Source organism: Clavibacter vidaverae (genome assembly GCF_047529985.1).
Lineage (GTDB): Bacteria > Actinomycetota > Actinomycetes > Actinomycetales > Microbacteriaceae > Clavibacter > Clavibacter nebraskensis_A.
Genome location: NZ_JBLJAM010000002.1, coordinates 80,730 through 106,574, shown reverse-complemented (window position 1 = coordinate 106,574; position 25,845 = coordinate 80,730). Strand labels below are relative to the sequence as shown.

At 73.8% G+C, this 25,845-nt stretch carries 26 protein-coding genes; 15 read left to right on the top strand and 11 right to left on the bottom strand.

Annotated features, from left to right (window positions below):
- Window positions 1–75 precede the first annotated feature (75 nt).
- The 3 genes from ACMT9T_RS13235 to ACMT9T_RS13225 all read left to right on the top strand — a co-directional run bounded on the left by ACMT9T_RS13235 (window position 76) and on the right by ACMT9T_RS13225 (window position 2,526).
- A complete protein-coding gene (locus ACMT9T_RS13235) occupies window positions 76–351 on the top strand; it encodes a DUF3072 domain-containing protein (RefSeq protein ID WP_414745986.1) in 276 nt (91 codons plus the stop codon).
- Between the two features lie 87 nt (window positions 352–438).
- A complete protein-coding gene (locus ACMT9T_RS13230) occupies window positions 439–1,047 on the top strand; it encodes a recombinase family protein (protein ID WP_414745985.1) in 609 nt (202 codons plus the stop codon).
- Window positions 1,048–1,140: 93 nt separating this feature from the next.
- Entirely contained in the window at window positions 1,141–2,526 is a 1,386-nt protein-coding gene (locus ACMT9T_RS13225; protein WP_414745984.1) for a D-alanyl-D-alanine carboxypeptidase/D-alanyl-D-alanine-endopeptidase, read from the top strand.
- 31 nt (window positions 2,527–2,557) lie between these two features.
- Here ACMT9T_RS13225 and ACMT9T_RS13220 read toward each other — a convergent pair whose 3' ends face one another.
- The 5 genes from ACMT9T_RS13220 to ACMT9T_RS13200 form a co-directional block, all read right to left on the bottom strand.
- Window positions 2,558–3,220 carry a response regulator gene (locus ACMT9T_RS13220; protein ID WP_414745983.1) on the bottom strand — a complete coding sequence of 221 codons (663 nt, stop codon included), beginning with the start codon at window positions 3,218–3,220 and terminating at the stop codon, window positions 2,558–2,560.
- Window positions 3,217–4,461 (bottom strand): sensor histidine kinase, encoded by a 1,245-nt coding sequence (locus ACMT9T_RS13215; protein WP_414745982.1) that lies wholly within the window; start codon window positions 4,459–4,461, stop codon window positions 3,217–3,219. The genes ACMT9T_RS13220 and ACMT9T_RS13215 overlap by 4 nt, the downstream gene beginning before the upstream one ends.
- Window positions 4,462–4,540: 79 nt before the next feature.
- A complete protein-coding gene (locus ACMT9T_RS13210) occupies window positions 4,541–4,750 on the bottom strand; it encodes a hypervirulence associated TUDOR domain-containing protein (protein WP_414745981.1) in 210 nt (69 codons plus the stop codon).
- Window positions 4,750–5,547 (bottom strand): SDR family NAD(P)-dependent oxidoreductase, encoded by a 798-nt coding sequence (locus ACMT9T_RS13205; RefSeq protein ID WP_414745980.1) that lies wholly within the window; start codon window positions 5,545–5,547, stop codon window positions 4,750–4,752. The genes ACMT9T_RS13210 and ACMT9T_RS13205 overlap by 1 nt, the downstream gene beginning before the upstream one ends.
- A gap of 100 nt (window positions 5,548–5,647) precedes the next feature.
- Window positions 5,648–6,208, bottom strand: a complete 561-nt coding sequence (locus tag ACMT9T_RS13200; protein ID WP_414745979.1) for a Dps family protein — start codon at window positions 6,206–6,208, stop codon at window positions 5,648–5,650.
- 244 nt (window positions 6,209–6,452) lie between these two features.
- Between ACMT9T_RS13200 and ACMT9T_RS13195 the strand changes: the two genes are divergently transcribed.
- From ACMT9T_RS13195 to ACMT9T_RS13175, 5 genes are read left to right on the top strand one after another with little or no spacing between them, the layout of a single operon-like run.
- Window positions 6,453–7,355, top strand: a complete 903-nt coding sequence (locus ACMT9T_RS13195; protein ID WP_414745978.1) for an SMP-30/gluconolactonase/LRE family protein — start codon at window positions 6,453–6,455, stop codon at window positions 7,353–7,355.
- A gap of 53 nt (window positions 7,356–7,408) precedes the next feature.
- Entirely contained in the window at window positions 7,409–7,975 is a 567-nt protein-coding gene (locus tag ACMT9T_RS13190) for a type 1 glutamine amidotransferase domain-containing protein (RefSeq protein ID WP_414745977.1), read from the top strand.
- A gap of 48 nt (window positions 7,976–8,023) precedes the next feature.
- Window positions 8,024–8,551: a hypothetical protein gene (locus ACMT9T_RS13185; RefSeq protein WP_414745976.1), complete on the top strand. Its 528-nt coding sequence runs from the start codon at window positions 8,024–8,026 to the stop codon at window positions 8,549–8,551.
- Between the two features lie 9 nt (window positions 8,552–8,560).
- Window positions 8,561–9,163 carry a signal peptidase II gene (locus ACMT9T_RS13180; protein ID WP_414745975.1) on the top strand — a complete coding sequence of 201 codons (603 nt, stop codon included), beginning with the start codon at window positions 8,561–8,563 and terminating at the stop codon, window positions 9,161–9,163.
- A 22-nt stretch (window positions 9,164–9,185) separates the two neighbouring features.
- Entirely contained in the window at window positions 9,186–10,019 is an 834-nt protein-coding gene (locus tag ACMT9T_RS13175) for an aldo/keto reductase (protein ID WP_414745974.1), read from the top strand.
- A 68-nt stretch (window positions 10,020–10,087) separates the two neighbouring features.
- Here the strand turns inward: ACMT9T_RS13175 and ACMT9T_RS13170 are convergent, their stop codons facing one another.
- On the bottom strand, window positions 10,088–10,819 hold the full coding sequence (locus tag ACMT9T_RS13170; protein ID WP_414745973.1) for a M50 family metallopeptidase: 732 nt from the start codon (window positions 10,817–10,819) through the stop codon (window positions 10,088–10,090).
- A 101-nt stretch (window positions 10,820–10,920) separates the two neighbouring features.
- Between ACMT9T_RS13170 and ACMT9T_RS13165 the strand changes: the two genes are divergently transcribed.
- A complete protein-coding gene (locus ACMT9T_RS13165) occupies window positions 10,921–11,448 on the top strand; it encodes an adenine phosphoribosyltransferase (protein WP_414745972.1) in 528 nt (175 codons plus the stop codon).
- A gap of 67 nt (window positions 11,449–11,515) precedes the next feature.
- Here ACMT9T_RS13165 and ACMT9T_RS13160 read toward each other — a convergent pair whose 3' ends face one another.
- On the bottom strand, window positions 11,516–12,778 hold the full coding sequence (locus tag ACMT9T_RS13160) for a cobalamin-independent methionine synthase II family protein (protein WP_414745971.1): 1,263 nt from the start codon (window positions 12,776–12,778) through the stop codon (window positions 11,516–11,518).
- 243 nt (window positions 12,779–13,021) lie between these two features.
- Here ACMT9T_RS13160 and ACMT9T_RS13155 point away from each other — a divergent pair, with 243 nt between their 5' ends.
- The 3 genes from ACMT9T_RS13155 (at window position 13,022) to ACMT9T_RS13145 (ending at window position 17,589) form a co-directional block, all read left to right on the top strand.
- Window positions 13,022–13,510 (top strand): VanZ family protein, encoded by a 489-nt coding sequence (locus tag ACMT9T_RS13155; RefSeq protein WP_414745970.1) that lies wholly within the window; start codon window positions 13,022–13,024, stop codon window positions 13,508–13,510.
- A gap of 106 nt (window positions 13,511–13,616) precedes the next feature.
- Window positions 13,617–15,893: a HelD family protein gene (locus tag ACMT9T_RS13150; RefSeq protein ID WP_414745969.1), complete on the top strand. Its 2,277-nt coding sequence runs from the start codon at window positions 13,617–13,619 to the stop codon at window positions 15,891–15,893.
- 103 nt (window positions 15,894–15,996) lie between these two features.
- Window positions 15,997–17,589 (top strand): DASS family sodium-coupled anion symporter, encoded by a 1,593-nt coding sequence (locus ACMT9T_RS13145; protein WP_414745968.1) that lies wholly within the window; start codon window positions 15,997–15,999, stop codon window positions 17,587–17,589.
- A gap of 239 nt (window positions 17,590–17,828) precedes the next feature.
- On the opposite strand, the gene ACMT9T_RS13140 is transcribed toward ACMT9T_RS13145, so the two are convergent.
- Entirely contained in the window at window positions 17,829–18,563 is a 735-nt protein-coding gene (locus ACMT9T_RS13140) for an HNH endonuclease family protein (RefSeq protein ID WP_414745967.1), read from the bottom strand.
- A gap of 32 nt (window positions 18,564–18,595) precedes the next feature.
- Entirely contained in the window at window positions 18,596–19,948 is a 1,353-nt protein-coding gene (locus ACMT9T_RS13135) for an MFS transporter (protein ID WP_414745966.1), read from the bottom strand.
- A 215-nt stretch (window positions 19,949–20,163) separates the two neighbouring features.
- Between ACMT9T_RS13135 and rpsO the strand changes: the two genes are divergently transcribed.
- Both rpsO and ACMT9T_RS13125 read left to right on the top strand, forming a co-directional pair.
- On the top strand, window positions 20,164–20,433 hold the full coding sequence (gene rpsO / locus ACMT9T_RS13130) for a 30S ribosomal protein S15 (protein ID WP_086514442.1): 270 nt from the start codon (window positions 20,164–20,166) through the stop codon (window positions 20,431–20,433).
- A 474-nt stretch (window positions 20,434–20,907) separates the two neighbouring features.
- A complete protein-coding gene (locus ACMT9T_RS13125; protein ID WP_414745965.1) occupies window positions 20,908–23,181 on the top strand; it encodes a polyribonucleotide nucleotidyltransferase in 2,274 nt (757 codons plus the stop codon).
- A gap of 69 nt (window positions 23,182–23,250) precedes the next feature.
- On the opposite strand, the gene ACMT9T_RS13120 is transcribed toward ACMT9T_RS13125, so the two are convergent.
- A complete protein-coding gene (locus tag ACMT9T_RS13120) occupies window positions 23,251–23,619 on the bottom strand; it encodes a hypothetical protein (RefSeq protein ID WP_414745964.1) in 369 nt (122 codons plus the stop codon).
- An 18-nt stretch (window positions 23,620–23,637) separates the two neighbouring features.
- Complete coding sequence (locus tag ACMT9T_RS13115; protein WP_414745963.1) at window positions 23,638–24,168, bottom strand: YbhB/YbcL family Raf kinase inhibitor-like protein; 531 nt, start codon at window positions 24,166–24,168, stop codon at window positions 23,638–23,640.
- 398 nt (window positions 24,169–24,566) lie between these two features.
- Here ACMT9T_RS13115 and ACMT9T_RS13110 point away from each other — a divergent pair, with 398 nt between their 5' ends.
- Complete coding sequence (locus ACMT9T_RS13110; protein ID WP_414745962.1) at window positions 24,567–25,700, top strand: aldo/keto reductase; 1,134 nt, start codon at window positions 24,567–24,569, stop codon at window positions 25,698–25,700.
- Window positions 25,701–25,845 lie beyond the last annotated feature (145 nt).

Sequence of the window (25,845 nt, the reverse complement as noted above, 5' to 3'; positions counted from 1 at the left end):
CGGAGCCCCCGCGGCCCCGTCCCCTGTCGTCCGTCGCGAGTAGCGTCGGAGGCACCACCACGAGGAGGCACGACCATGAGCGATGCGAACCAGGACACCACCGGCGACGACAAGGAGATGCTCGGCTCCTCCACGCCCACGCCGCCCCAGAGCGCCGAGAAGGACCCGAGCACGTGGGTCACGGGCGACGAGCCGATGACGGGCGCGCAGCGCAGCTACCTCGACTCGCTCGCGAGCCAGGCCGGCGAGGAGATCCCCGCCGACCTCAACAAGGCCGAGGCGAGCGAGCAGATCGAGCGCCTGCAGGAGAAGAAGGAGACCGCGTCGCCGCAGTCGGACGACGCGAGCTGATCGACGCATGAACGCGACGGACGGGCGCCATCTCGGCGCCCGTCCGTCGTCGCGTGACGCGGGGGCGCACGCGGGGAGGGACCACGCATGACCACGCTCGTCGGGTACGTCCGCGTCGCGCGCTCCGAGGAGCCGTACCAGGACCAGGTCGACGCCCTCGACGCGGCCGGCTGCGAGCGGATCTTCGTCGACGTCGCGGGCGGCCCGAAGGTCGCGCGCCCCGGCCTGCAGGACGCGCTCGACTACCTCCGCGAGAACGACGAGCTCCTCGTCGTGAGCCTCGACCGGCTGGGGCCCGGCACGGCCGACGTGGTGCGGATCCTCAACGGGCTCGAGGCCCGCGGCATCGCCTTCCGTGCCATCCGCGACGGTCTGGAGGCGGGCACCGAGGCCGGCCGCGGGCTCTTCGCCGTCACGCTCGCGCTCGCCACGGTCGAGGCGACGACCGAGTCCGAGCGGCGCCGGCGCCGCTCCGGCGGGACGTCCGTGCCCGAGGTCGCCGTCGCGCCCGCCGCGCCCGCGCCGCCGTCGCTGCCGAAGGGCATCACGCGCCGCAAGCTGATGATCGCCGTCGAGGAGCGCTCGAAGGGCCGCGACACCGCGGAGATCGCGCGCGTGCTCGACGTGAGCGAGCGCGTCGTCACGCGCGCGCTCGCGTGGGCCGAGTCGGGGCGGCAGGGCGGCCTGCTGCGCTGAGCGCAGGCGTCCGCCCGGCGGGTCGTCCGCTCGGGGGAGCCGCCGGCACCCGCGGCGGAGGCGGTGGATCCCTGCGTTTCCTACCCTGGGGAGATGAACGGATCCCGCCCCGCGCCCGTGCGCCGGACCCCGCGCCCCAGCGCGCGCGTCGCCCGGCGTCGGCGCGCGCTGCTCGCGGCCGTGGTCGCGACCGCCGTCGTGGGCACGGGCCTCGTCACGGGGATCCTCCCGTCGCCCGTCGGCGGCGCGTCGGCGGATCCCGCGTCGTGCACCGTGGAGGCGCTCACCGGCGGCTGGTCCACGGGCACGCTGCACCTCTCCGCGGCGGAGGTCGACGGCGGCGCCGGCGAGCAGCTGATCGCCGTGCGCGCCGACGAGCCCGCGGTCACGGCCAGCACCATGAAGGTCCTCACGGCGGCGGCCGCCGTCGAGGCGCTCGGCCCCGACCGCCGCGTGGCCACGCGCGTCGTCCAGGGGGCGCGCGCCGACACGGTCGTCCTCGTCGGCGGCGGCGATCCCACGCTCAGCCGCCTCCCGTCCGGCACGGACGGCGTCTACCCGGACGCCCCGCACCTCGACGACCTCGCGCGGCAGGTGCTCGACGCGCGGCGACGGGATCCCGACCTCGCGGACGTCCCCATCCGGCGCCTGCAGGTGGACAGCTCGCTCTTCACCGGGCCGGCCTGGCTGCCGGAGTGGCCGCTCGAGGCTCGACGCGGCGGATCCATGTCGAACATCACGGCGCTCATGGTCGACGGCGACCGCGACGACCCGGCCGAGCCCTACTCGCGCCGCGGCGAGGCGGCCGTCGCGCGGGCGGCCGAGGCCTTCGCGCCGCTCCTCGGCGACGACGTGGCGGCTGGCGGCCCGCTCGTCACCGCGGCGCCCGGATCCGCCGTGCTCGGCACCGTGGAGTCGGCGCCCGTCCGCGAGCTCGTCGGCCACATGCTCACGCACTCGGACGACACGCTCGCGGAGACCCTCGCGCGGCTCGTCGCGATCGAGACCGGCGCGGGCAGCGCGGCCGCCGACATCCAGCGCGGCACGCCGGCCGCCCTCGCGGACCTCGACCTGCCCGCCGACGGGGCCGTCCTGGTCGACGGCTCGGGCCTGTCGGACGCGAACCGCGTGCCGGCCGCGCTCCTCACCCGGCTCATGGTGCGCATCGCGGAGCACCGCGGCGACCTCGCCATCGTCGACGCCGGTCTCGCCGTCGCGGGGCGCACGGGCACGCTCGCGGAGGGCGGCCGGTTCACCGGCGACGCGGACGCGGCGGCGGGTCGGATCCGCGGCAAGACGGGCACGCTCGAGCGGATGCACGGCCTCACCGGCATCGCCGACGCCGAGGACGGCACCGAGGTGGCCTTCACGATCTGGGCGGAGGACGTGGACCCGTCCGTCCTAGCGGAGTCCGCGCGCGCCGAGATCGACGCCCTCGCGACCGGCATCCACCGCTGCGGCGGCGCGCTCGGCGGCTGACCGGCGGGCACCCCGCGGACGCGGACGGCGCCTACGCCCCCGACCGCTCCACGAGCCGGTGGTCGTGCGCGTACACGACGAGCTGCACGCGGTCCCGGAGCGCGAGCTTCGCGAGGATGCTGCTGACGTGCGTCTTCACGGTCGACTCGCTCACGAACTCCAGGGCCGCGACCTCCGCGTTCGACAGACCGCGGGCCACGTGCCCGAAGACGTCCTTCTCGCGCGCGCTCAGCGAGCGGAACGCGGGCGGCGCCGGGGGAGCGGGCGCGGCGGCGGCGTCCGGCGTGAACAGCTGCGTGAGCTCGTCCGGCGCGAGCACGGCGCTGCCGGCGTGCACGGCGCGGATCGCGGCGGCGAGGAAGGCGGGCGTCGCGTCCTTGAGGAGGAACCCGCTCGCCCCGCCGCGGATCGCGGTGGCCGAGGCCCGGTCGAGCGCGAACGTCGTCAGGACGATGACGCGGGGCGGATCCGCGCGGCTCCCGTCGAAGAGCGCGCGCACGGTCTCCAGTCCGTCCATGACGGGCATGCGCATGTCGAGGAGCACGACGTCCGGCCGGGCCGCGTCGATCACGGCGAGCCCCTCGCGCCCGTCGCCGGCCTCGCCGACCACCTCGAGGTCGGGCTGGGCGTCGAGGGCGACGCGCACGCCGCCGCGGAACAGCTCCTGGTCGTCGACGAGCACGATGCGGATCACGGGCGGCCTCCGGGCACGGGGATCGGGTGGGCGCCCGGCAGCGGGATGCGGGCGCGGGCGGTGAAGAGGTCGTCGACGGGCTCGGCCTCGAGGTCGCCGCCGACGGCGGCGAGACGGGCGCGCATGCCCTCGACCCCGGTGCCGACGCGCAGCGCCTCGATGCCGAGCGGGCCGGTGCGGTCGGTGACGGCGCCGCGTCGGGCGACCGGGTTCTCGACCTCGAGCACGAGGTCCGCGGCGCGCCAGGTCTCCCGCAGGCGGATCCGTCCGCCCGGTTCGCCGTGCCGCATGGCGTTCGTGGTCATCTCCTGTGCGACGCGGCGGATGACCACCTGGCGCGCGGGATCCACCGCCCGCCGTGTGCCGCGCAGCTCGTGCGCGAGGTCGACGCCCGCCGCCCGCACCTGCGCGACCACCGCGTCGAGGTCCTCGGGCCCGTCGTCGGCCTCGGTCGTGCTCGTGCCGCTCAGCACCTCGCGCACCTCGGCGAGCGAGCGGCGCGCGGTGTCGGCGATGGTGGCGGAGACGCCGCGGATCCGCTCCTCGTCGTCGAGGAACTGCACGGAGTCGGCCTGGGCGATGATCACGGCGAGCGAGTGCCCGACGATGTCGTGCACGTCGCGCGCCATGCTCGCCCGCAGCGTCTCGGCCTGCGCGAGGTCGACGGCGCGGACGGCGGTGTCCTCGGCCTGGACGCGGAGGCGGGACTCGGATCCACGGGCGCGGACCACGCGCACGACGAGGCCGGTCAGCCACGCGAGCAGCAGCATCAGGACCGGGGCCAGCACGAAGATCACCGAGCCGGGCCCGCCCGGGTTGATCAGGAGCGAGTAGCGGGCGCCCGTGTGCAGCAGGTAGACCGTGGCCATCGATCCGCCCACGACCGCCGACGCGGCCCCGAGGACGGCCGTCGCGCGCGCCCCGCGGCGGGCGGTCGAGTAGAGGACGAGCAGGAGCGCGAGGTCGGCGAAGCCGGGCCGCTCCCCGTGCTGCCACTGGATGAGCGCCATGGCCCAGGCCAGGACGAGCGCCGCGCTCGGGGAGATCGACCGGACGACGACGGCCGCCAGGGCCAGGACCGCGACGAGGAAGCCGGCCTCCTGCACGTCCACCGGCGGGGCGAGGGCCAGGCCGGCGAGCACGATCCCGAGGACGGCGTCGACGGCGATCTCGGCGCCGTCGCGGTGCCGAGGCGCCCGCGTCGACGTCGAGCGCGTCGCGGCGGCGGTCCCGGTGTCCATCGGCCACAGCCTAGGCGCGGGCTCCCGGGCGGGACGCCCCCCGCGGGTACCGGTCGCCGGTACCCGCGGGGGAGGATCCCTACTTCCTCTTCGTCAGCGCGGATCCCTTGTGGGCCGCGGTCTTGCCGGACTTGTCGCTCTCCACGATGTACGCCGGCTCGTCCTCGGACGCGCGGAAGTGCTGCCCGTCGTGCTGGAAGTCCTTCGTCCTCTCCTCGACGACCTTGCCGTGGGTCTCGCCCTGGGGCGTGTTCCAGGTGACGTGGTCGCCCTTCTCGAGGCCCGCCATCAGATCGTCGCCACCGATCCGGAGTCGACGCGGTAGTTCGAGCCGTTGACGAACGACGCGAGGTCGGAGCAGAGGAAGGCGACGACGTTCGCGACCTCGGCCGGCTCGCCGCGGCGCTTCAGCTCCATGTAGGGGCGCTCCTCGTCGAGGAACGACTCGATGGCCTCGTCCTTGGACGTGCCCAGCTGGTCGGCGCGCTTGTCCATCATCGCGTCGGTCATGGGCGTGTGGATGAAGGCGGGCGACACCGCGTTCACCAGCAGGCCCTCCTTCGCGTAGCTGCGCGAGAGGCCCTTCGACAGCGCGAGGATCCCGGCCTTGGCGGCGCAGTAGGGGAGCTCGTCGTCGTACGGCTGCACCGCGTCCTCGGAGGCGAGGAACACGATCCGGCCCCAGCCGCCCTTCCGGAGCGAGGGGAGGAACTGCTTCACGAGGCGCACGGGTCCGAGGAGGTCGACCTCGATGGTGTTCGTCCAGCCCGCGTCGTCGATCTCGTGGAAGAGGCCCTGCGCGCCGGTGATGCCCGCGGACTGCACGAGGATGTCGATGTCGCCGACCGCCTCCTGCACCTTCTCGTGGAGCGCGGCGAGCGAGTCGACGCTCGTCACGTCGGCCGCGAACGCGTGCACGCGGTCCCCGCCGTCGAGCTTCGCGGCGGCCTCGTCGAGCGCGCCCTGGTCCTGGTCGCTGAGGACGACGGTCGCGCCCTCGCTGAGGAGGATGCGGGCGGTCTCCCACCCGATCCCCGAGTCGGCGCCCGTGATGAGCGCGGTCCTGCCGGTGATGCCGAGATCCATGTCGATCTCCTCACTGCCCCTGCGGGCGTCGTCGTGCGGTGGCGGACATGCCGAGGGCCGCACCTGGCGGCGCGGCCCTCGGTCCGTGATGGTGGTGGCGCTACTCGGCGGCCGAGCCGACGCGGCGGTTCTCCGCGGAAACCATCCACGCGTACTGCTCGAGCGCGGTGATGAAGCCGTGAAGCAGGTCCGCGGTGGTCGGGTCCTCCTCGTCGACGTCGTCGTGCACCTCGCGCATGGTGTGCACGGCGGCCTCGAGGCGCTGGGTGACGAGGTCCACGGTCTCGGCCGTGTCGACCTCGCCCTGCGGGTACTCGGGGAGCGTCGTGGTCTCGGCGACGGTGTCGCTGCGGCCGTCCGGCGTGGCGTGCAGGGCGCGCATGCGCTCGGCCAGGTCGTCGCTGAACTCGCGCGCCGACTCGATGATCTCGTCGAGCTGCAGGTGCAGGTCGCGGAAGTTCTTGCCGACGACGTTCCAGTGCGCCTGCTTGCCCTGGATGTGGAGCTCGATCAGGTCGACGAGCACCTTCTGCATGTTCTCGTGCAGCTGCTCGGAGGCCTTGAACCCGCGCTCCGCGTTCTGGCGCTTGGTGGGCTTGGAGCCCTCGGGCTGGGTGGCCTTCTCGGATGCGCGGGTGGGGCGTTCGACGGTCGTGGTCATGTGCGACTCCTCGTTCTGTTCGTTCGTGGGGTCGGGGGTTCCCGATCCGTGCGGGGCGGCATCCGGTGGGATGGGGCCCCGCGGGCCGGGCGTGCGTGCGCACGTCATCCGGCCTCCCCTCGACGGTACGCCCGGCGCATCCGTGTCGCACGAACGGTGAGTGCGCTCACAGTCCGCGTCCAGGGTCGCGGGCCGCCGGTTCGCCCGGCCGACGACCGGGCGCCGCCGGTGCTTGGCTGGATCCATGACCGTCCTCACGTCCGACCTCCGCGTCCTCCGCGACGCCCGCGCGATCCTCGTCGAGAGCCTCTGGTGGGATCCCGCCGGCGACGTGATGTGGAACGACATCACCGCGGGCACGCTGCACCGGAGCCCGTGGACGGGCGCGGCCGACGGATCCGACGACACCGTGCTCGAGCTGCCGCCGCCGCTCGCGTCCTTCCAGCCGGCCGACGACGGCGGCTTCGTCGCGGGGCTCGGCGACCGCATCGTGCTCGTCGACGCCGCCGGCCGCATCACGCGCGAGCTCGCCAAGGTCGACCACGCGCACGACGGCATGCGCCTCAACGAGGGCAAGGTCGACCCCGCGGGCCGCTTCGTCATCGGCTCCATGGACGTGACCGACGGCGAGCCCGACGCGGCCGTCTACTCGGTCGACGGGTCGGGCGCCCTGCGCACGCTCCTCGGCGGCTTCGCCATCACCAACGGCTTCGAGTGGACTGACGGCGGCCGCACCATGATCCTCACCGACACGTCCGAGCAGACCGTCTACCGCGCGCCCTACTCGGCCGACGGCGAGCTGGGGGAGCCGGAGCACTGGATCCACGGCGAGATGAGCGACGGCCTCACCCTCGACGCCGACGGGTACGCGTGGAACGGGATCTACGGCGCGGGCAAGGTCGTCCGCTGGGCGCCCGACGGCACGAAGGACCTCGAGATCGAGATCCCGGCCCCGAACGTCACGTCGGTCGCCTTCGCGGGGCCCGACCTCCGCACCCTCGTCATCGGCACCGCGCGCGAGAACCTCACGGAGGAGCAGCTCGAGGAGCACCCGCTCTCGGGCGGCGTCTTCGCGATCGACACCGCCGTCTCCGGACGCCCTGTGAACGTCTTCCGCACCGCGGTCGCCGACGGCGCGCGAGCGTAGCGTCGAAGAGGCCGTCCGACCGGGCGGCGACACTCTCACGAGGAGGAACGCACATGACCGGAGAGAGCATCCAGGGCCGCAAGGTGGCCTTCCTGCTGACCGACGGCTTCGAGCAGGTCGAGCTGACGGAGCCGTGGAAGGCCGTGCAGGAGGCCGGCGGCACGCCCGTGCTCGTGTCCCCGAAGTCGGACACCGTGCAGGGTCTCAACCACATCGACAAGGCGGACACGTTCGACGTGGACGTGCAGGTGGCGGACGCCGACGCGTCCGAGTACGACGGCCTCGTGCTGCCCGGCGGCGTCGTGAACGCGGACGACCTCCGCGTGGACGCCGACTCGGTCGCCTTCGCGAAGGCCTTCTTCACGGCGGGCAAGCCCGTCGCGTCCATCTGCCACGCGCCGTGGATCCTCATCGAGGCCGGCGTGGTCGACGGCCGCCGCATGACCTCGTACCCGACCCTCGCCACCGACCTCCGCAACGCGGGCGCCGAGTGGGTCGACGAGGAGGTCGTGGTCGACAGCGGCTTCGTCACGAGCCGCAACCCCGACGACCTGCCCGCGTTCAACGCGAAGCTGATCGAGGAGATCGCCGAGGGCGAGCACGACGAGCAGCACGCCTGACCCGTCGCGCCTGACCCGTCCGGTACCCCGCGCACCTAGGGTGAGGGCGTGACCACGCCCTCACCCGACGCGCGCTTCCGCCAGACCACGCCCGCCCCGCGCGCGATCCGCATCGGCGGGCTCGCGATCGCGGCGGCGGGCGTCGTCGTCCTGGTCGCGACCGGCGCCTCCGCGGCCGGCGTCGTCGCGGCCCTGGTGCTCCTGGTCGCGGGAGCGGTGGTGGGCTCGCTGCGGATCCGCATCACGCTGGACCCCGACGACGTGGAGGTGGCGCTCGTGCCGCTGAAGCGCATCCGGATCCCGTACTCGGCCATCGCGGACTGCACCGTCGTCGACCACCTCCGGCCGCGGACCGTCGGCGGCCTCGGCGTCCGGTCGCTGCCGGGCGGCGGCGCCGCGATCCTGCTCGACGCCGGGCCCGCGGTCGCGATCGAGTCGGCCGACGGCACGCGCCACCTCGTCCGAAGCACCTTCCCGCGGGAGGCCGCCACCAGGATCCGCGATCGCGCCGCCGCCGCGCCGCTCGCGCCGTCCGTCGCCGACGACCCGGAGGATCCGGCCGCGCCCACCGCCTAGGCTCGTCGCGTGACCACCGCACCCCCCGCCGCACGCCGTCCCCGCATCTCCCGCCCCGTCGTCGTGGCGCTCGCGGCGGTCGTGGTGGTGGTGGGCTTCGTGCTCGACCAGCTCAGCAAGCGCTGGGCCGTCGACGCCCTCGGCGGCGGTCGGCAGATCGAGCTGTTCCCGACCGCGCGCTTCGCCCTCGTCTACAACCCGGGCGTCTCCTTCGGCATGGGCGCCGAGGTGGGCCCGGTGCTCACCATCGGGATCATCGCGCTCGCGCTCGGCCTCGCGGTCTGGGTGGGCTGGCAGATCCGCCACCGCGCCTCGCTCCTGCAGGTGCTGCTGCTCTCCGCGGTGCTCGCGGGCGCGCTCGGCAACCTCTTCGACCGGATCACGCGCGCGGAGGACGGCCCGCTGTCCGGGCACGTCGTCGACTTCATCGCGGTGGAGTGGTTCGCGGTCTTCAACGTGGCCGACATCCTCACCGTCTGCGGCATGATCGCGTGGGCGATCACCACGGTCTTCGGGCGCGACCACGCGGCCGACGCGCGTGACGCCGACGCGGACGACGCGGCCGTCACGGCCCCCGCCGACGCCGGATCCGCTCCCACCGACCGCGCCTGACGCCCCGGCGTAGCGTGAGGGGATGACCACGATCCCCACACTGGAACTGTCCGACGGGAACCGCATCCCCGCCATCGGCCTCGGCACCTACGGGTTGAACGACGACGCGGGCGCCGAGCTCGTGTCCGGCGCGATCGGCGCCGGCTACCGCCTGCTCGACACGGCCCTCAACTACGGCAACGAGGCCGCGGTGGGCGAGGGGATGCGCCGCTCCGGCGTCCCGCGCGAAGAGCTCTTCCTCACCACCAAGCTGCCCGGCCGCCACCACGGCTACGAGGAGACGCTCGCCTCCTTCGAGGAGTCGCGCGCGTCGCTCGGCGTCGACCACGTGGACCTGTACCTCATCCACTGGCCGAACCCGAGCGTCGACAGGTACGTCGACAGCTGGCGCGCGTTCATCGAGCTGAAGGAGCGCGGCCTCGTCCGCTCCATCGGCGTCTCGAACTTCACGCCCGCGCACCTCACGCGCCTCCAGGAGGAGACGGGCGTCCTGCCCGTCGTGAACCAGGTGGAGCTGCACCCGACCTTCGCGCAAGGCGCGCTGCGGGCCTTCCACGCCGAGCACGGCATCGTCACGGAGAGCTGGTCGCCGCTGGGGACGCGCGAGCAGCTCATGCAGGACCCGCACGTGGTCGCCGCCGCCGAGGCCCACGGCGTGACCCCGACGCAGGCGGTGCTCCGCTGGCACGTCCAGTCGGGCGCGCTGCCCATCCCGCGGTCGACGGATCCCGAGCGCCAGCGCCAGAACCTCGACGTCTTCGGCTTCGAGCTCACCGAGGAGGAGGTGCGCGCGATCGGTTCCGGGCCGCAGTCGCGCCTCTGGGACGGCGACCCGGACACGCACGAGGAGATGTAGGGCCCTCCTTAGGTCCGCGGCCGTCGCGTCCCACCCGGGCGCGGCGGCCGCGTCGTCTCCGGGTCTGGTCAGCGGCCGAGCAGCGCGGGGATCCCGAGCAGCACGACGCCGCCGACGAGGCACGCGGCCGCGACCAGGGCGAGCACGCCGACCCACAGGATCCCCGGCAGGTGCGTGAGCCGACCGAGCTGGTCGGCGTCGGACGCGCCGCCGCCGCGTCGGGATCGCGACCGCTGCAGCTCGAGCGTCGCGCGCAGGGCCCCGAGCAGCAGGAAGAGCGCCAGCGCGTGCGCGGCGACGCCCTGCACGACGACCGGCGCGGCGCCCGCGACGACGCCGACCACGACCCCGGCGACGAGGCACGACCACAGCCCGAACCAGTTGCGCACCTGGATCACGACGAGCGCCAGCAGCACGAGCCACAGCCAGAGCACGGCGGCCGAGCGACCCTGCCCGGCGAGCCACGCGGCGCCGAGGCCCGCGAGCGCCGGGGCCGGGTAGCCGGCGAGCAGGGTCACGACCATGCCCGGGCCGCGCGGACGGCCGACGCTCACGGTGAGGCCCGAGGTGTCGGAGTGCAGCCGGATCCCCGCGAGCCGCCGCCCGCTCAGCGTCGCCGCGAGCCCGTGGCCGCCCTCGTGCACGATCGTCACGGCGTGCCGGGTCAGCCGCCACGCGGGCGGCAGGAGCACGAGGACCGCGGCGAGCGCGACGGCCGCGAGCGCGGGTCCCGTCTCCAGCGGCGCCTCGACGGCGGTGGCGCGCGCGACGAGGTCGCGCAGGATCTCGACGACGTCCATGGGCTCCTCAGGGCGGCATGCGGGGTCGGGCGGGGGAGCGCCCAGCCCACCACATCCGCCTGACGGACCGCCGCCGCCCGGGCACCGACTACCGTTGTCGGGTGCCTGACACCCCCGTCTCCGACCTCGTCGCGACCCTCCTGCTCACCGTCCCCGACTTCCCGCAGCCCGGGATCCTCTTCCGGGACCTCACCCCCGTGCTCGCGGACGGCACGGCCCTCCGCGCCGTGGTCGACGACCTCGTGGCCGCCGGAGGACCCGTCGACGCGGTGGCGGGCGTCGAGGCGCGCGGCTTCCTGCTCGCCGCGGCGGCCGCGTACGCGTCCGGCGTCGGCACCCTCGCGGTGCGCAAGGCCGGCAAGCTCCCCGGCGAGGTGCTGCGCGAGACCTACGACCTGGAGTACGGCGAGGCCGCCATCGAGCTGCACCCGGGACAGCTCATGCCCGGATCCCGCGTGCTGCTCCTCGACGACGTCCTCGCGACCGGCGGCACCCTCGAGGCGGCCGCCCGCCTGCTGGAGCGCGCCGGCTACGAGGTCGCGGGCATCGGCGTGGTGCTCGAGCTCGACGGCCTCGGCGGCCGGGAGCGCCTCGGGGGCCGCGACGTGCACGCCATCCTCACGCTCTGACGCGACGCGTGGACGACAGGAGGGCCGGACGCGTCACGCGTCCGGCCCTCCTGTCGTCACGCGGGGCTCAGCGCCAGAGCCGCCGCGTCGCGATCTCCGCGCCCTGCGCCAGGCTCTCGAGCTTCGCCCACGCGATCTGCGGGTGGATCCGCCCGCCGAGCCCGCAGTCCGTCGACGCGATCACGCGCTCCCGCCCCACGAGCCGCGCGTAGCGCTCGATCCGGTCGGCGACGAGCTCCGGGTGCTCGACCACGTTGGTCGCGTGCCCGACGACGCCCGGCACGATCAGCTTCCCGTCCGGCAGCTCCACGTCCTCCCACACACGCCACTCGTGCTCGTGCCGCGCGTTCGCGCCCTCGAACGAGTAGGCGCCCGCGTCGATGTCGAGCATCGTCCGCACGATGTGCCGGAACTCGATGTCGGTCGTGTGCGGCCCGTGCCACGAGCCCCAACACAGGTGGAACCGGATCCGCTCCTGCGGCAGCCCGCGCAGCGCGTGGTTGAGCGCCTCCACCCGGATGCGCGTGAACGCCAGGTAGTCCTCCACGCTCGGCTCCGGGTTGATCTGGTCCCAGTTCTCCGCGATGGACGGGTCGTCGATCTGGAGCACGAGCCCCGCGTCGAGGATCGCGACGTACTCCTCGCGCATCGCGTCGGCGCACGCCCAGATGAACTCCTCCTCCGTCGCGTAGTGCAGGTTGCCGATGCGCGACGCGCTGCCGGGGGAGAGGGACGTGATGAAGCCCTCCTCGTACCCGTTCGCGTCGAGCGCGTGTCTCAGGTGCGCGATGTCCGCCTGGATCGCGTCGTGCCCCGTGTAGGAGACCGGCCCGGTGGCGCTCGGGAACGCGATGGGGGCGTCGCCGACCGTGATGCCGCTCGACGGGTCGCGGTACGCCTCGGCGAAGATCGTCCAGTCGCGGCGGTCGGGGAAGGTCGTGAGGCGCACGTCGCCCGGCGAGCTGCGCACGGGTTCCGACGAGAAGGGGCCGCCGGGCACGAGCTCGAGGCCGCTGAGGCGCTGGAACGAGTACGACCACCAGGCGCCGTAGTCGATCGCGCTCGACATGGCCTTGCCGTACTCGCCGTCGCCGGGGACGGTGATCCCGACCTCGCGCTGGCGGGCGACGAGGCCGTCGACCGCGTCGGCGAGCACGGCGTCGAGGCCGTCGTCGGCGGGAGCGGGAGCGCCGCCGTGGCCGCTGCCGCCGCCGCCCGTGAGCACGGCCGCGCGCGCCTCGGCGCGGGCCGCGTTGGCGGCGATGAGCGCGTCCGTCCGCGGCAGGCTGCCGGCGTGGGACGTCTGGATCGAGTCGGTGCTGTCGAGCATGTGGACCTCCGCGGGTCTCTCATGCCGTCGGGCGGCCTCGCACGACCGCCCGCGGCGAGCGGGAACTGATCGCAGGCGGTGTCCGGACCGCGGATGCGGGCGGGACGCGAGGCTTCGCGGGTGCGCTGCAGGCACATGGTGGCACGGCGTCATCCCCGAGGACGGGCGGATCGCAACAGGAGGTCACGGAACCGGCACCTCCGGCGGATCCGGCACCCAGGGGAATGCCCGGATGATGGACGGATGCTCCTCCGCCACCCCGTCCTCGGAACCGCGACCGCCCTGTACCTGGGGCTCGTCGCGTGGATCACGCTGTCGCCGGAGCCCTACGACCGCCGCATCGACGGCTTCCTGTTCCGCGCCCTGCGCTCCCTGCACCGGCACGACGGCACCTCGTGGATCACGTACTCGCTCGTGGAGGGCGCCGCGAACGTCGTCATGTTCCTGCCCGTCGGCATGTTCCTGGTGCTGCTCCTCGGCCGGTCGCGCTGGTGGCTCGCCGTCGCGATCGGCGTGGGCCTCTCCGCGCTCATCGAGACCGCGCAGGCGTTCCTCCCCACGCGCGTCTCGGACGTCCGCGACCTCCTGCACAACGGGCTGGGCGCGCTCATCGGCGTGGTGCTGGTCCTGATCCTCACGGCCCGCTCCGAGAACGCCCGCCGCCGCGCGCTCCGTCGGCGCCCGCAGGCCTCCGCACCTGCCGCGCGGCGCCTGGTCGGCACACCCCGCTGACCCCGCCCGACCCTCCCGCCGGCCGGGCCGGGCGCCCCGGCCGCGGTCCGGGACGACCCCCTCGGCTCGGTAGGATTGACGCCGGATTCCCGAGGGGTGTGTGCAGGTGACCGGTACGGAGCTGGATCGCGAGCGGGCGTACGTCGGCCGCCTCTACGGACGACTCGACGCGGTGCGCGCGGAGACCCGCGAGCAGCTGACGGCGGTGCGGGACAGCCCCACGGGCGGCACGCACCAGAACCGCTCGGAGCGCGACGCGTTCGCCCGCATCTACGAGGACCGCCTGCAGGCGCTCCGCGAGGTCGACGAGCGCCTGGTGTTCGGCCGCCTCGAGTTCGAGGACGGGCACCTGCCGGAGGACGAGCCGCGCGACGCCGCGCCCGTGCGCCCGGCGGGCGACGGGGATCCCGTCTACCGCTACATCGGCCGCATCGGCCTCCGCGACGACGACCTCCAGCCCCTCCTCCTCGACTGGCGCGTGCCGCAGGCGAGCGCGTTCTACCAGGCCACCGCCGCCACCCCGCTCGGCGCCCGCGCGCGCCGGCACCTCACCACGCGCGGCCGCGAGGTCGTGCACGTCGAGGACGAGGTCTTCGACCCCACGCTGCTCGACGAGGGCCGCACCAGCCTCCAGGGCGAGGGCGCGCTGCTCGCCGCGCTCGCCGCGGGACGCACCGGCCGGATGAACGACATCGTCGCCACGATCCAGGCCGAGCAGGACCGCATCATCCGCTCCGACCTCCGCGGCGTCCTCGTCGTGCAGGGCGGGCCGGGCACGGGCAAGACCGCGGTCGCGCTGCACCGCGCGGCGTACCTCCTCTACTCGCACCGCGACCGCCTCGCGTCCTCGGGCGTGCTCGTCGTCGGCCCCAGCCGCTCCTTCCTCCAGTACATCGAGGCCGTCCTCCCGTCCCTCGGCGAGACGGGAGTCGTGCTCGCGAGCGTCGGCCAGCTGTTCCCCGGCATCGAGGCGTCCGCGGAGGACGAGCCCGAGGTCGCGGCCGTCAAGGGCGGATCCGAGATGGCCGGCCTCCTGCAGCGCGCCGTGCGCTCCCGCCAGGTCGTCCCCACCGAGCCCGTGACCCTCGACGTGAACGGCGAGCGCATCGTGCTCGAGCCGTCGCTCGTGGCGGGCGCGCTCCGCCGCGCGCAGGACAGCCGGAAGCCGCACAACGAGGCGCGCGTCGTCTTCAACAAGGCGGCCCTCGGATCCCTCGCCCAGGTCCTCGCCTCGCAGATGCGCCGCAACGGCAGCGCCCTCGACGACAGCGACCTCGCCATGCTCCGCGAGGACCTCCGCACCTCGTACGACGTGAAGGTCGCGCTCAACACCGCCTGGCTTCCGCTCACCCCCGAGAAGCTCATCCAGGACCTCTACGCGCGCCCGAACTGGCTCGCCTCCCTCACCCCGCGGTGGAGCCCCGAGAAGCGCGCGCTCCTCCGCCGCGACCGCGACGCGCCGTTAACGATCGCCGACGTGCCGCTCCTCGACGAGGCCGCCGAGCTCCTCGGCGAGTTCAGCGCGCAGGCCGACGCGAGCGCGCAGGAGCGCGAGCAGCAGCGCCTCCGCGACATCGAGAACGCCGAGCAGGCCATCGAGAACATGGGCGTCGGCGGCATGGTCACGGCCGAGCGCCTCGCGGAGGGCTTCGCCGAGCAGGCCGCGCGGCGCACGACCGCCGAGCGCGCCGCATCCGACCGCACGTGGACCTACGGCCACATCGTGGTCGACGAGGCGCAGGAGCTCAGCCCCATGCAGTGGCGCGTGCTCCTCCGCCGCTGCCCGCTGCGCTCGTTCACGATCGTCGGCGACGTCGCCCAGGCCAGCTCGGCCGTGGGCGTCACCAGCTGGCAGGACGCGCTCGGCCCGGTGCTCGGCCGGGAGTGGCGCCTCGAGGAGCTCACCGTCAACTACCGCACGCCCGCCCGGATCGCCGAGGCCGCCGAGCGCATGGCCATCGCGCACGGCCTCCCGGTCACCCGCTCGCGCGCCGTCCGCGAGGGCGAGCACCCGATCGACACCGTCGCGGTGGCGGCCGACGAGGTCGTCGCGGCGGTCGTCGACGTGGTCGACGAGGAGCGCGAGGGCGACGAGGCGGGCACGCTCGCGGTCATCGCCCGCGACGACCGCGTGGAGGAGCTGCACCGCGCGCTCGCCGAGCGGTTCGGATCCGCGGTCGGCATCGGCGTGGGCGGCCTCGGCGGGCCCATCGCGGTGCTCGGCTCGCAGGAGGCCAAGGGCTTGGAGTTCGACGTCGTGGTCATCGCCGAGCCGGACGAGATCCTCGCCCACACGTCGCGCGGGGCCGCCGGCCTCTACGTCGCCATGACCCGGCCCACGCAGCGCCTGCACATCGTCACGTCCACGGGCTTCTCGGCCTGATCCGGGGCGCCCCGCGCGCGACGGGGACGCCGCGGCGGCGGCCTCGTGAACACTATGAAGACAAGTGGCATCCGGCCGCGCACGCGCGGAGGATGGGCCGGTCATGACCCCTCCTCCCGCAGCCTCCGGCCCCTCGTCCGCCCCCGGAACTGGGACGGATCCCGTGCCGGGCGGCCGGGCCGGCGACGAGGCGGATCCCGCGCCGGACGGCGTCGCCTCCGTGGCGGACTCGCCGGCCTCGCCTGCCTCGCCGGCTGACGCAACCGCCGCCGCCCGCCGGATCCGCCGCACGCGCCTCATCCAGGTCGTCGTGATCGTGGCCGTCGCGGTCGGCATCGCGCTCGTGCCGCCGCCCGCCGGGGTCGACCCGCGCGGCATGCACATGGCCGGGATCTTCGTCGGCACCGTCCTCGCGCTCATCCTCCAGCCGCTGCCCACCGCGCCCGTCGCGCTCACGGGCCTCGCGGTCGCCATGTTCACGGGCACCATGCGCACCGACGGCGAGGCGCTCGAGGGCTTCGCGAACCCCACCATCTGGCTCATCGTCGCGTCGTTCTTCATCGCCGACGGCTTCCTCGTCACGGGCCTCGGCCGCCGCATCGCGCTGGCGTTCGTGTCGCGGCTCGGCGGATCCAGCCTCGGCCTCGCGTACGGCATGGCGCTCACCGACCTCGTGCTCGCGCCCGCGACGCCGTCGAACACCGCACGCGCCGGCGGCGTCGTCTACCCGATCGTCGCGTCGCTCAGCCGGGTGCAGGGATCCACCCCCGACTCGGACGCCTCGCGTCGCCGCCTCGGCTCCTACCTGGCGCTCACGAGCGTCCAGGTCAACACCGTCACCTCGGCCATGTTCGTCACGGCCATGGCCGGCAACCCCGTCGCGCAGAAGGCCGCCGCCGACCTCGGCATCGAGGTCACCTGGGGCGGCTGGGCCCTCGCGGCGCTCGTGCCCGGGCTCCTCAGCCTGGTGGTCGTGCCGTGGGCGATGTCGCGCGTCTACCCGCCGACGCTCACCCGCACCCCGGAGGCGCCGGCGCACGCGCGCGAGGAGCTGCGCGGGCTCGGACGCATGTCGGGCCACGAGCGGATCATGGCGACGACGTTCGTGCTGCTGCTCGTGCTCTGGTGCGGCGGATCCCTGCTCGGCATCCCCGCGACCGCCGCGGCCTTCGGCGGCATCGCCGTGCTGCTCGTCACGGGCGTCCTCAGGTGGTCGCACCTCGCCGCGAACGCGTCGGCCTGGTCGACGCTCATCTTCTTCGCGGTGCTCGTGGGCATGGCCGACCAGCTCGACGCGCTCGGCGTCATCGACCTCGTGGGCGGCGCCGTGTCCGGATCCGTCGGCGGCCTGCCCTGGCCGTGGGCCTTCGCGGTGCTCGCGCTCGTCTACTTCTTCTCGCACTACCTGTTCGCGTCGAACACGGCGCACATCGTCGCGATGTACGCGGTCTTCCTCGGCGCCGCGGTCGCGACCGGCACGCCGCCGCTGTTCGCCGCGCTCGTGCTCGGCTTCATCGGAAACCTGTTCGGCGGCATCTCGCACTACGCGTCGGGGCCGTCGGGCGTGGTCTTCGGATCCGGCTACGTCACGACGAGGGAGTGGTTCCGCGTCGGCTTCGTGATGGCCGTGGTGCTCATCGTCATCTGGGGCGTCGTCGGCACCGCGTGGATGGGCGTGCTCGGCCTCCTCGCCTGACGCTCACCCGCGGAGGGCAGGGAGATGGGCCGACCCGATGACGGGCCGGCCCTGCGGTCGTGGTCCCGGCGCCGAGACCCCTCTCCGTGCGCCGTCCGTGCGACCGCTCTCCCCATGACATCCGGACCCGTGGTGCATCGCGTCTCTGGTGGTCCGGCGCATTGCAGTCTCTTCGGAGCGGGCGGCCGACCGGATCGCCCGGGGTCATGACGGGTCGCCGGACGCGGGCCGCCCGGCCGTCAGCGCGCGGGCGCCGGCCAGCGCACGTCGTCGGACGTGAGGAGCGGCACGTCCCCGCACCCGTCGAGCACGCGCGCCATCGCGTCGTGCTCGGCCCGCGTGACGCTGAGCTCGGTGCGCACCTTGATCGCCACCTGCCTGGCCACGAGCGCGCAGGCGTCGGCGGGATCCGCGGGCAGCCACTCGTCGGCCGTCGCGTCCGACTTGGCGTTGTTCTCGGCGGCGGACGCGGCGACCAGCTCGAGCGGGTCGTTCGCGAATGCGGCGCGGTAGTCGGCGTCCCAGCGCCACGCGCCGGAGGACCACGCGTCCGACAGCGACACCACGTGGTCGATCTGCACCGCCTCGGGATCCCGCGACCGGTCGAATCCCACGCGCGCGCCCGAGTACGGGTCCTCCAGCGTGCCGGCCTGCACCACGCAGCCGCGCGTCCCGCCCCGGATCCCCACGTCGGCGAGGTCGCGCCGCAGCACGTCGTTGCGGGTGTCGCAGCCGTTGCGGTCGACGTCAGTGCGCCATGCGAACGACTCGCGGTCGTAGCCGGGCACGCGCGCGTCGGTGCGCACCTCGAGCGCGTCGAGGGCGAGGCGCGCGGATCCGTACGACCCCGGCTCCGCGCCGAGACCCGACCCCGGCGCCGCCGGCCCGCCCGCCGCGCCCGATCCGGATCCCGGGTCCCCGCGCCACTGCAAGACCGCCGCCACGATCACCAGCACGAGGGCCGCCAGCGTCACGAGCGCGGGCGTCCGCCTCCGTCGCCGCCGCGTCACGGAGTGGGATTCCGCGCGTCGTAGCGCTCGAAGGAGGGCAGCGAGCGGATGAGGATCCACACCACCACCGCGATCAGCAGCCCGCCCACGAGCGACGGCACCCACAGCGCGGCGAAGGCGGTGACGATGCCGATGTACGCGTCGCCGAGCCGCGGCCCGCCCGTCACCACGACGATGAAGATGCCCTGCAGCCGCCCGCGCATGTTGTCGGGCACCGCGGTCTGCAGCATCGTGTTGCGGAAGATCGAGGAGATGTTGTCGGCCGCGCCCGTGCAGGCGAGCAGCACCGAGGCGGCGACGATGCCGGGCACGCTCGCGTCCTCGATGCGGGAGCCGATGCCGTGCAGCACGCCCGGCTGCGAGGCGAGGAGGAGCACGACGCCGAAGCCGGCGGTGGAGAGGCCGTACGCGACGATGGCGAGGCGGATCGCCCGGCCGTGCCGCGTGACCCGGCCCACGGATCCGCTCAGCACGCTGCTCACGAGGCTCCCGACGGCGCCGGCCGCCGTGAGGATCCCCACGGTCACCGGCCCGCCGCCGAGCACCACGGCGCCCACCGCGGGGAACAGCACGCGGGGCTGCCCGAGCGTCATGGCGATGATGTCGACGATGAAGGACATGCGGATGTTCGGCGCCGTCCTCAAGAAGCCGAGCCCGTACCTGATCGACGCCAGCCCCGGCCGCTGCACCTCGCCCTCGGGCGCGATCCGCGGCAGCGCGAGCACGCCCGTGAACGCCGCGAGGAACAGCACGGCGTCGACCGTGTAGGTCCACTGGAACCCGACCGACGCGACGAGCACGCCCGCGAGCGCCGGTCCGACCGTGACCATGACGCCCAGGCTGATCCCGCCGAGCGCGCTGGCCGCGGGCAGCAGGTGCGGCGGCAGGATTCGGGGGAGGATCGCCTGCCGGCTCGTCCCGATGACCGTCGCCGCCACTGCGTTGAGGATGCTCAGCGCGTAGAGCGACCACACCGTCTCCGCGTGCGTCCAGGCGAGCAGCGCCAGCGCGATGGTCGATCCCCACGCCGCGCACGACGCGATGAGCGCGACCTTCCGCCGGTCGAACGCGTCGGCGAGCATGCCGCCGTAGAGGCCCGCGAGGATCATCGGCACCAGCGACAGCACGCCCACGAGCGCGACGGCGCCGGTGGATCCCGTCAGCTCGTACACGTGCAGCCCGATCGCCACGATCGTCATCTGGCTGCCGATGCCGGCGATCGCGTTGCCGGCCCAGAGCCGGGCGAACGCCGGGCTCTCCCTGAGCGGCGACAGGTCGACGAAGTGGCTGGCGCGGACCTGCCGCTCGTCGGGGATCGGGATGGGGGAGGTCTCGGGCGGGGTGCTCACGTGTCGCTGCGTCGTCTCTCTAGAGTGGATTTCCACGCTAGCCGAGACGGGCGACGCCGCCGGATCGCGCGGGCGGCCGCCGCCCGACCGGCCGGTCCCCGTGAGCCCCGCCCCCTGGTATGCTCGTGCGGTTGCCGTCTGAACGGCCGCGGATCAAGAGAGCTCGCACATCCTGTGACGGGCGCCGCGCAACGAACACGAGAGGGGATCATCACATGGCTCTGGAAGCAGACGTCAAGAAGGCGATCATCGACGAGTACGCGACCCACCCCGGTGACACCGGATCCCCCGAGGTGCAGATCGCGCTCCTCACCAAGCGGATCACGGGCCTCACCGAGCACCTCAAGGAGCACAAGCACGACCACCACACGCGTCGTGGCCTGCTCCTCCTGGTCGGCCAGCGTCGTCGTCTCCTCGGCTACCTGTCCAACGTCGACATCGAGCGCTACCGCGCCCTGATCGTCCGCCTGGGCATCCGCCGCTGACACGCACCACGCGTCGCTGATCGCATCACGACGAACGGACGAGCCGTCACCCTCCGGGGTGGCGGCTCGTCCCCGTTAAGGGGTGCGTCATCCGCCCGACACCCGGGAGCCCGCCTCCTCCGGGGCCCGGAAGGGCCCGGGTGCTACCATGGCCGCAGTGATCCAGCGGGCGCCCAGCGTCACGATGCGATCACGACAGATGGAGCTGGCCGGCAGGAGCTGGTCGTTGGTGGTGGTATTCCGAGTCGCTCGGAGCATTCCCACTGATGGCCAGACATGCGCCCGCCGCCGTCGGCCACCGGCCGATGCGCGGAACCAGCCGCGCACGTGCACCCGGGATCCGCATCAGGCGGACACCGACGTGTCGCCTCGCCCGCTCCTCCTCTGTCGCAGGAGGTCCGCATCCACACGGGATGCAGGACGAGCGCCCGACGGGCGTCGCCGAGAGGCGCAACACGAAGGAGAGAGACCTCAATGGAAGGTCCAGAGATCAAGTTCGCCGAGGCAGTCCTCGACAACGGCAAGTACGGAACGCGCACGGTCCGGTTCGAGGCCGGCCGCCTCGCGCAGCAGGCGCAGGGCGCGGTCGCCGCGTACCTCGACGAGGACACGATGCTGCTGTCCGCCACCTCGGTGGGCAAGCACCCGAAGGACAACTTCGACTTCTTCCCCCTGACCATCGACGTCGAGGAGCGCAGCTACGCCGCCGGCAAGATCCCCGGCTCGTTCTTCCGTCGCGAGGGCCGCCCCTCCACCGAGGCGATCCTCGTCTGCCGCCTCATCGACCGGCCGCTGCGCCCGTCGTTCATCACGGGCCTCCGCAACGAGGTCCAGGTCGTCATCACCGTCCTCAGCATCGCGCCGGACGAGTTCTACGACAGCCTCGCCATCAACGCGGCGAGCGCCTCGAGCATGCTCTCGGGCATCCCGTTCTCCGGCCCCATCGCGGGTGTGCGCCTCGCGCTCATCGGCGACCAGTGGGTCGTCTTCCCGAAGCACTCGCAGCTCAAGGAGGCCGTCTTCGACATCACCGTCGCCGGCCGCGTCGTCACCGACTCCGAGGGCAACGAGGACGTCGCGATCATGATGGTCGAGGCCGAGGCCACCGAGGGTGCCTGGGACCTCATCCAGGGCGGCGCCACGAAGCCCGACGAGGCCATCGTCGCGCAGGGCCTCGAGGCCGCGAAGCCGTTCATCCAGCAGCTCGTCGCCGCGCAGGCATCGCTCGCGCAGCAGGCCGCGAAGCCGACGGTCGACTACCCCGTCTTCCTGCCGTACGCGCAGGAGAGCTACGACGCCGTCAGCGCGCTCGCCCTCGACGAGCTGGGCACCGTGTACCAGATCGCCGACAAGATCGAGCGCCAGGACGCGGACGACGCCCTCAAGACCCGCACCAAGGAGGCCGTGGCCGCCAAGGTCGAGGCCGGCGAGCTGCCGCAGTCGGCGCTCACCGAGTTCTCCGCCGCCTACAAGTCGGTCACGAAGACGGTCGTCCGCGGCCGGATCCTCCGCGACGGCATCCGCATGGACGGCCGCGGCCTCGCCGACATCCGTCCGCTCGACGCCGAGGTGCAGGTCATCCCGCGCGTCCACGGCTCGGCCATCTTCCAGCGCGGCGAGACCCAGATCCTGGGCGTCACCACGCTGAACATGCTCAAGATGGAGCAGCAGATCGACTCGCTGAGCCCCATCACGAAGAAGCGCTACCTGCACCACTACAACTTCCCGCCCTACTCCACCGGTGAGACCGGTCGCGTCGGGTCGCCGAAGCGTCGCGAGATCGGGCACGGCTTCCTCGCCGAGCGCGCGCTCGTGCCGGTGCTGCCGAGCCGCGAGGACTTCCCCTACGCGATCCGCCAGGTGTCGGAGGCCCTCGGGTCCAACGGCTCCACGTCGATGGGCTCCGTCTGCGCCTCGACCCTGTCGCTGCTGAACGCGGGTGTGCCGCTGCGCGCGCCCGTCGCCGGCATCGCCATGGGCCTCGTCTCCGACACCGTCGACGGCCAGGTCCGCTACGCGGCCCTCACCGACATCCTCGGTGCGGAGGACGCGCTCGGCGACATGGACTTCAAGGTCGCCGGCACGTCGGAGTTCGTCACGGCCATCCAGCTGGACACGAAGCTCGACGGCATCCCCACGTCGGTCCTCGACGGCGCGCTCAAGCAGGCGAAGGAGGCCCGCACGGCCATCCTCGGCGTGCTGAACCAGGCCATCGACGCCCCCGACGAGATGGCCCCGACCGCGCCCCGCGTGATCTCGGTCAACATCCCCGTCGACAAGATCGGCGAGCTCATCGGCCCCAAGGGCAAGACGATCAACGCCATCCAGGACGAGACCGGCGCCGACATCTCCATCGAGGAGGACGGCACCGTCTACATCGGCGCCGTCGACGGCCCGTCGGCGGAGGCCGCGCGTGCGCAGGTCAACGCCATCGCGAACCCGACGAACCCGGAGGTCGGCGAGTCCTTCCTCGGCACCGTCGTCAAGATCGCGACGTTCGGCGCGTTCGTCTCGCTGCTCCCCGGCAAGGACGGCCTGCTGCACATCAGCGAGGTCCGCAAGCTCGCCGGCGGCAAGCGCGTCGAGAACGTCGAGGACGTGCTCGGCGTCGGCCAGAAGATCCTGGTGGAGATCACCAAGATCGACGACCGCGGCAAGCTGTCCCTCGCTCCCGTGATGGAGGAGGCCGCCGATCAGGAGGGCTCCGCCGCCGCGAGCGACGGCCCCGAGGGCCCCGCGGAGGGCTAGGCCCTCCCGCACCCGCACGAACCGGATGCCCGTCCCACCTCGGTGGGGCGGGCATCCGTCGTGTGCGGGCTACCTGCCGTGGTTCGGGTCCGACGGGTACGGGACCTGGGACGCCGGCGGGACGGACAGGGACGGCTCCGGGGCCGGCGTCGCCGACGGGCTCGGGGCGGGCGTGGGCGCCGGGACGCCCTCGTCCGTCGGCGTCGGCGTCGGCGTCGGCGTGGTGCCCGGCGTCGTGCCGGGCTCGACCGTCGACGGGACGGGGGAGGCGGGCGGTGCGGGCTCCGCACCGCCCTGCGACATCGCGATGGCCGCGACGACGCCGGCCACCACGAGCACGGCTGCGACCAGGGCGAGGATCAGCGCGAGCCGCCTGCGCCGGGTCCGGACGTCGTCGCCCGGGCCCGCATCCGGACGTCGGTCGTCGTCCTGCGCCATGTCATCGCCTCGATCCGGTCAGTCCGCGACGGTGATCGCGGTGCCCACGAGCTGCGCGCGTCCGACGACGTGCGGCAGCATCAGGAAGCCGAGGACAGCGGGGGTCACGCCCTCCGGGATGTCGAGCGTCTCGACGTCGAGCGCGGTCACCGTGAAGAAGTACCGGTGCGTGCCGTGGCCCGCGGGCGGCGTGGCACCGGCGAACCGCTTCTCGCGCGACTCGTTGTGCATCGTCACGGCGCCCTCCGGGAGGAGCCCCGAGTCGGGGTCGCCCGCTCCGGCGGGGAGCGACGTGGTGGACGCGGGGATGTCGCGCACGGCCCAGTGCCAGTAGCCGCTGCCGGTGGGGGCGTCGGGGTCGTAGGCGGTCAGCACGTAGCTGCGGGTCTCCGCGGGCGCGCCCGTCCAGGCGAGGGCGGGGGACATGTCCTGCCCGCCCTGGCTGGCGCCGCGCGCCGCGAGGGGCAGCGGCGCACCGTCGGCGAAGTCGGGGCTGGTGACGTGGAAGGGAGCGGCATCCGGCAGGCGGTGCAGCGGGTCGTTGGTCACGGGGGTTCCTCTCGAAGGGGCGGACGCACCAGCCTCGCACGACGCACCGGGACGCGACCGGGAGTCATCCCCGGGTGCGCGGGCTCGCGTCGGGACGAGCGGAGCGCGCATGTCGGCGGTGCGACGACGGACCCCCGAAGAGGGGCTGGGGGCCGGTGCGGCCGTCTCGCTAGCGTTGTCCGTGCGGGACGGTCCACGCGACCGCCCGCCTCCGGGGGACGCATCGGGGGATGCAGGCCGCCGAGGGGTGCCGGGGTCGGGGGATCCACGGCACCCCTTCCGGCTCCGCCGCCTCTCCGCGCACCGCAGCCGGGACCGCCTGTCCTGCCGACGAACGACCGTGACGAGGATTCCTTGGTACCCAAACCTTTCGTCTGCCGGACGGTACGCTGGGCCTCGTGAAGTCGTCCCCTCCCACCGCCTCGGACGTCGCGCCCGGCCCGCAGCCGCGGCGTCATCGCGGCGGATCCGCGGGCATCCACCGCATGCGTCCCGGCGCGACCGCCGCCCAGCCCGCGGCCATCGTCGAGTCCACGGTGCAGGCGGCCGGAGCCATCGTCCTGGAGGCCGTCGAGCCCGGGCTGCGCGCGGGCGGGAGCCTCCCGCACCCCGCGATGCGACGCGCCATCGCCGACACCGACCTCCGCGTCTTCCCCCTCGCGCTCGGCGGCAACGTCTTCGGCTGGACGGCCGGACCCGACGACACGTCCGCGATCCTCGACCGGTACCAGGAGGCGGGCGGGAACTTCATCGACACCGCCGACTCCTACGCGAGCGGTCGCAGCGAGCACATGATCGGCACGTGGATGCGCGAGCGCCGCAATCGCGACTCCATGGTCGTCGCCACCAAGATCGGGAAGAGCGAGGACTTCCCCGGACTCGGCGGATCCCGCATCGAGCGCGCGGTCGACGCGAGCCTGTCGCGGCTCGGCACCGACTTCGTCGACGTCCTCTACTTCCACTGGGACGACCTGGACGTGCCGCTCGAGGAGAGCCTCGCCGCCGCGGGTCGCCTCATCCAGTCGGGCAAGGTCCGGCACCTCGCGGCGTCGAACTACGCCGCCGAGCGGCTGCTGCACGCCCGGATCATGGGCGGCCTGTACGACGCACCGCGGTTCGTCGCGCTGCAGACCCACTACAACCTCGTCAACCGGACGCCGTACGAGTCCGCGTACCTCGACGTGGTACGCGGGCAGCAGCTCGCCGTGATGCCGTACTTCGCTCTCGCCAACGGCTTCCTCACGGGGAAGTACCGCACGCGCGACTCCGTGCGCGAGGGCGCACGCGGCCAGCGCGCCGCGAAGTACCTCAACCGCCGCGGACTCCGCGTGCTGACCGCCTTGGACGAGATCGCCGAGCACCACTCCACGAGCGTCGCGACGATCGCCCTGGCCTGGCTCCTCGCCAAGCCCGGCGTGGTCGCGCCCGTGGCGAGCGCGAGCCGTCCGGAGCAGGTGCACGACCTGGTGCAGGCCGCGCACGTCCAGCTCTCGCGGCACGACGTGTCCCGGCTCGACCGCGCGTCCGAGTAGTCGTCCCCAGGGCTCCGCTCCGCTTCTCCGTCCCGCGATGTGGAGGGCAGCGGTCGGGTCAGCCCCTCCCCGGCTACCTTTCCTGGACCTGCGCCGCCCGGCACTGATCCGCCGGCTTCCGCGCGGGGTCCGTACGGCCCGGGGG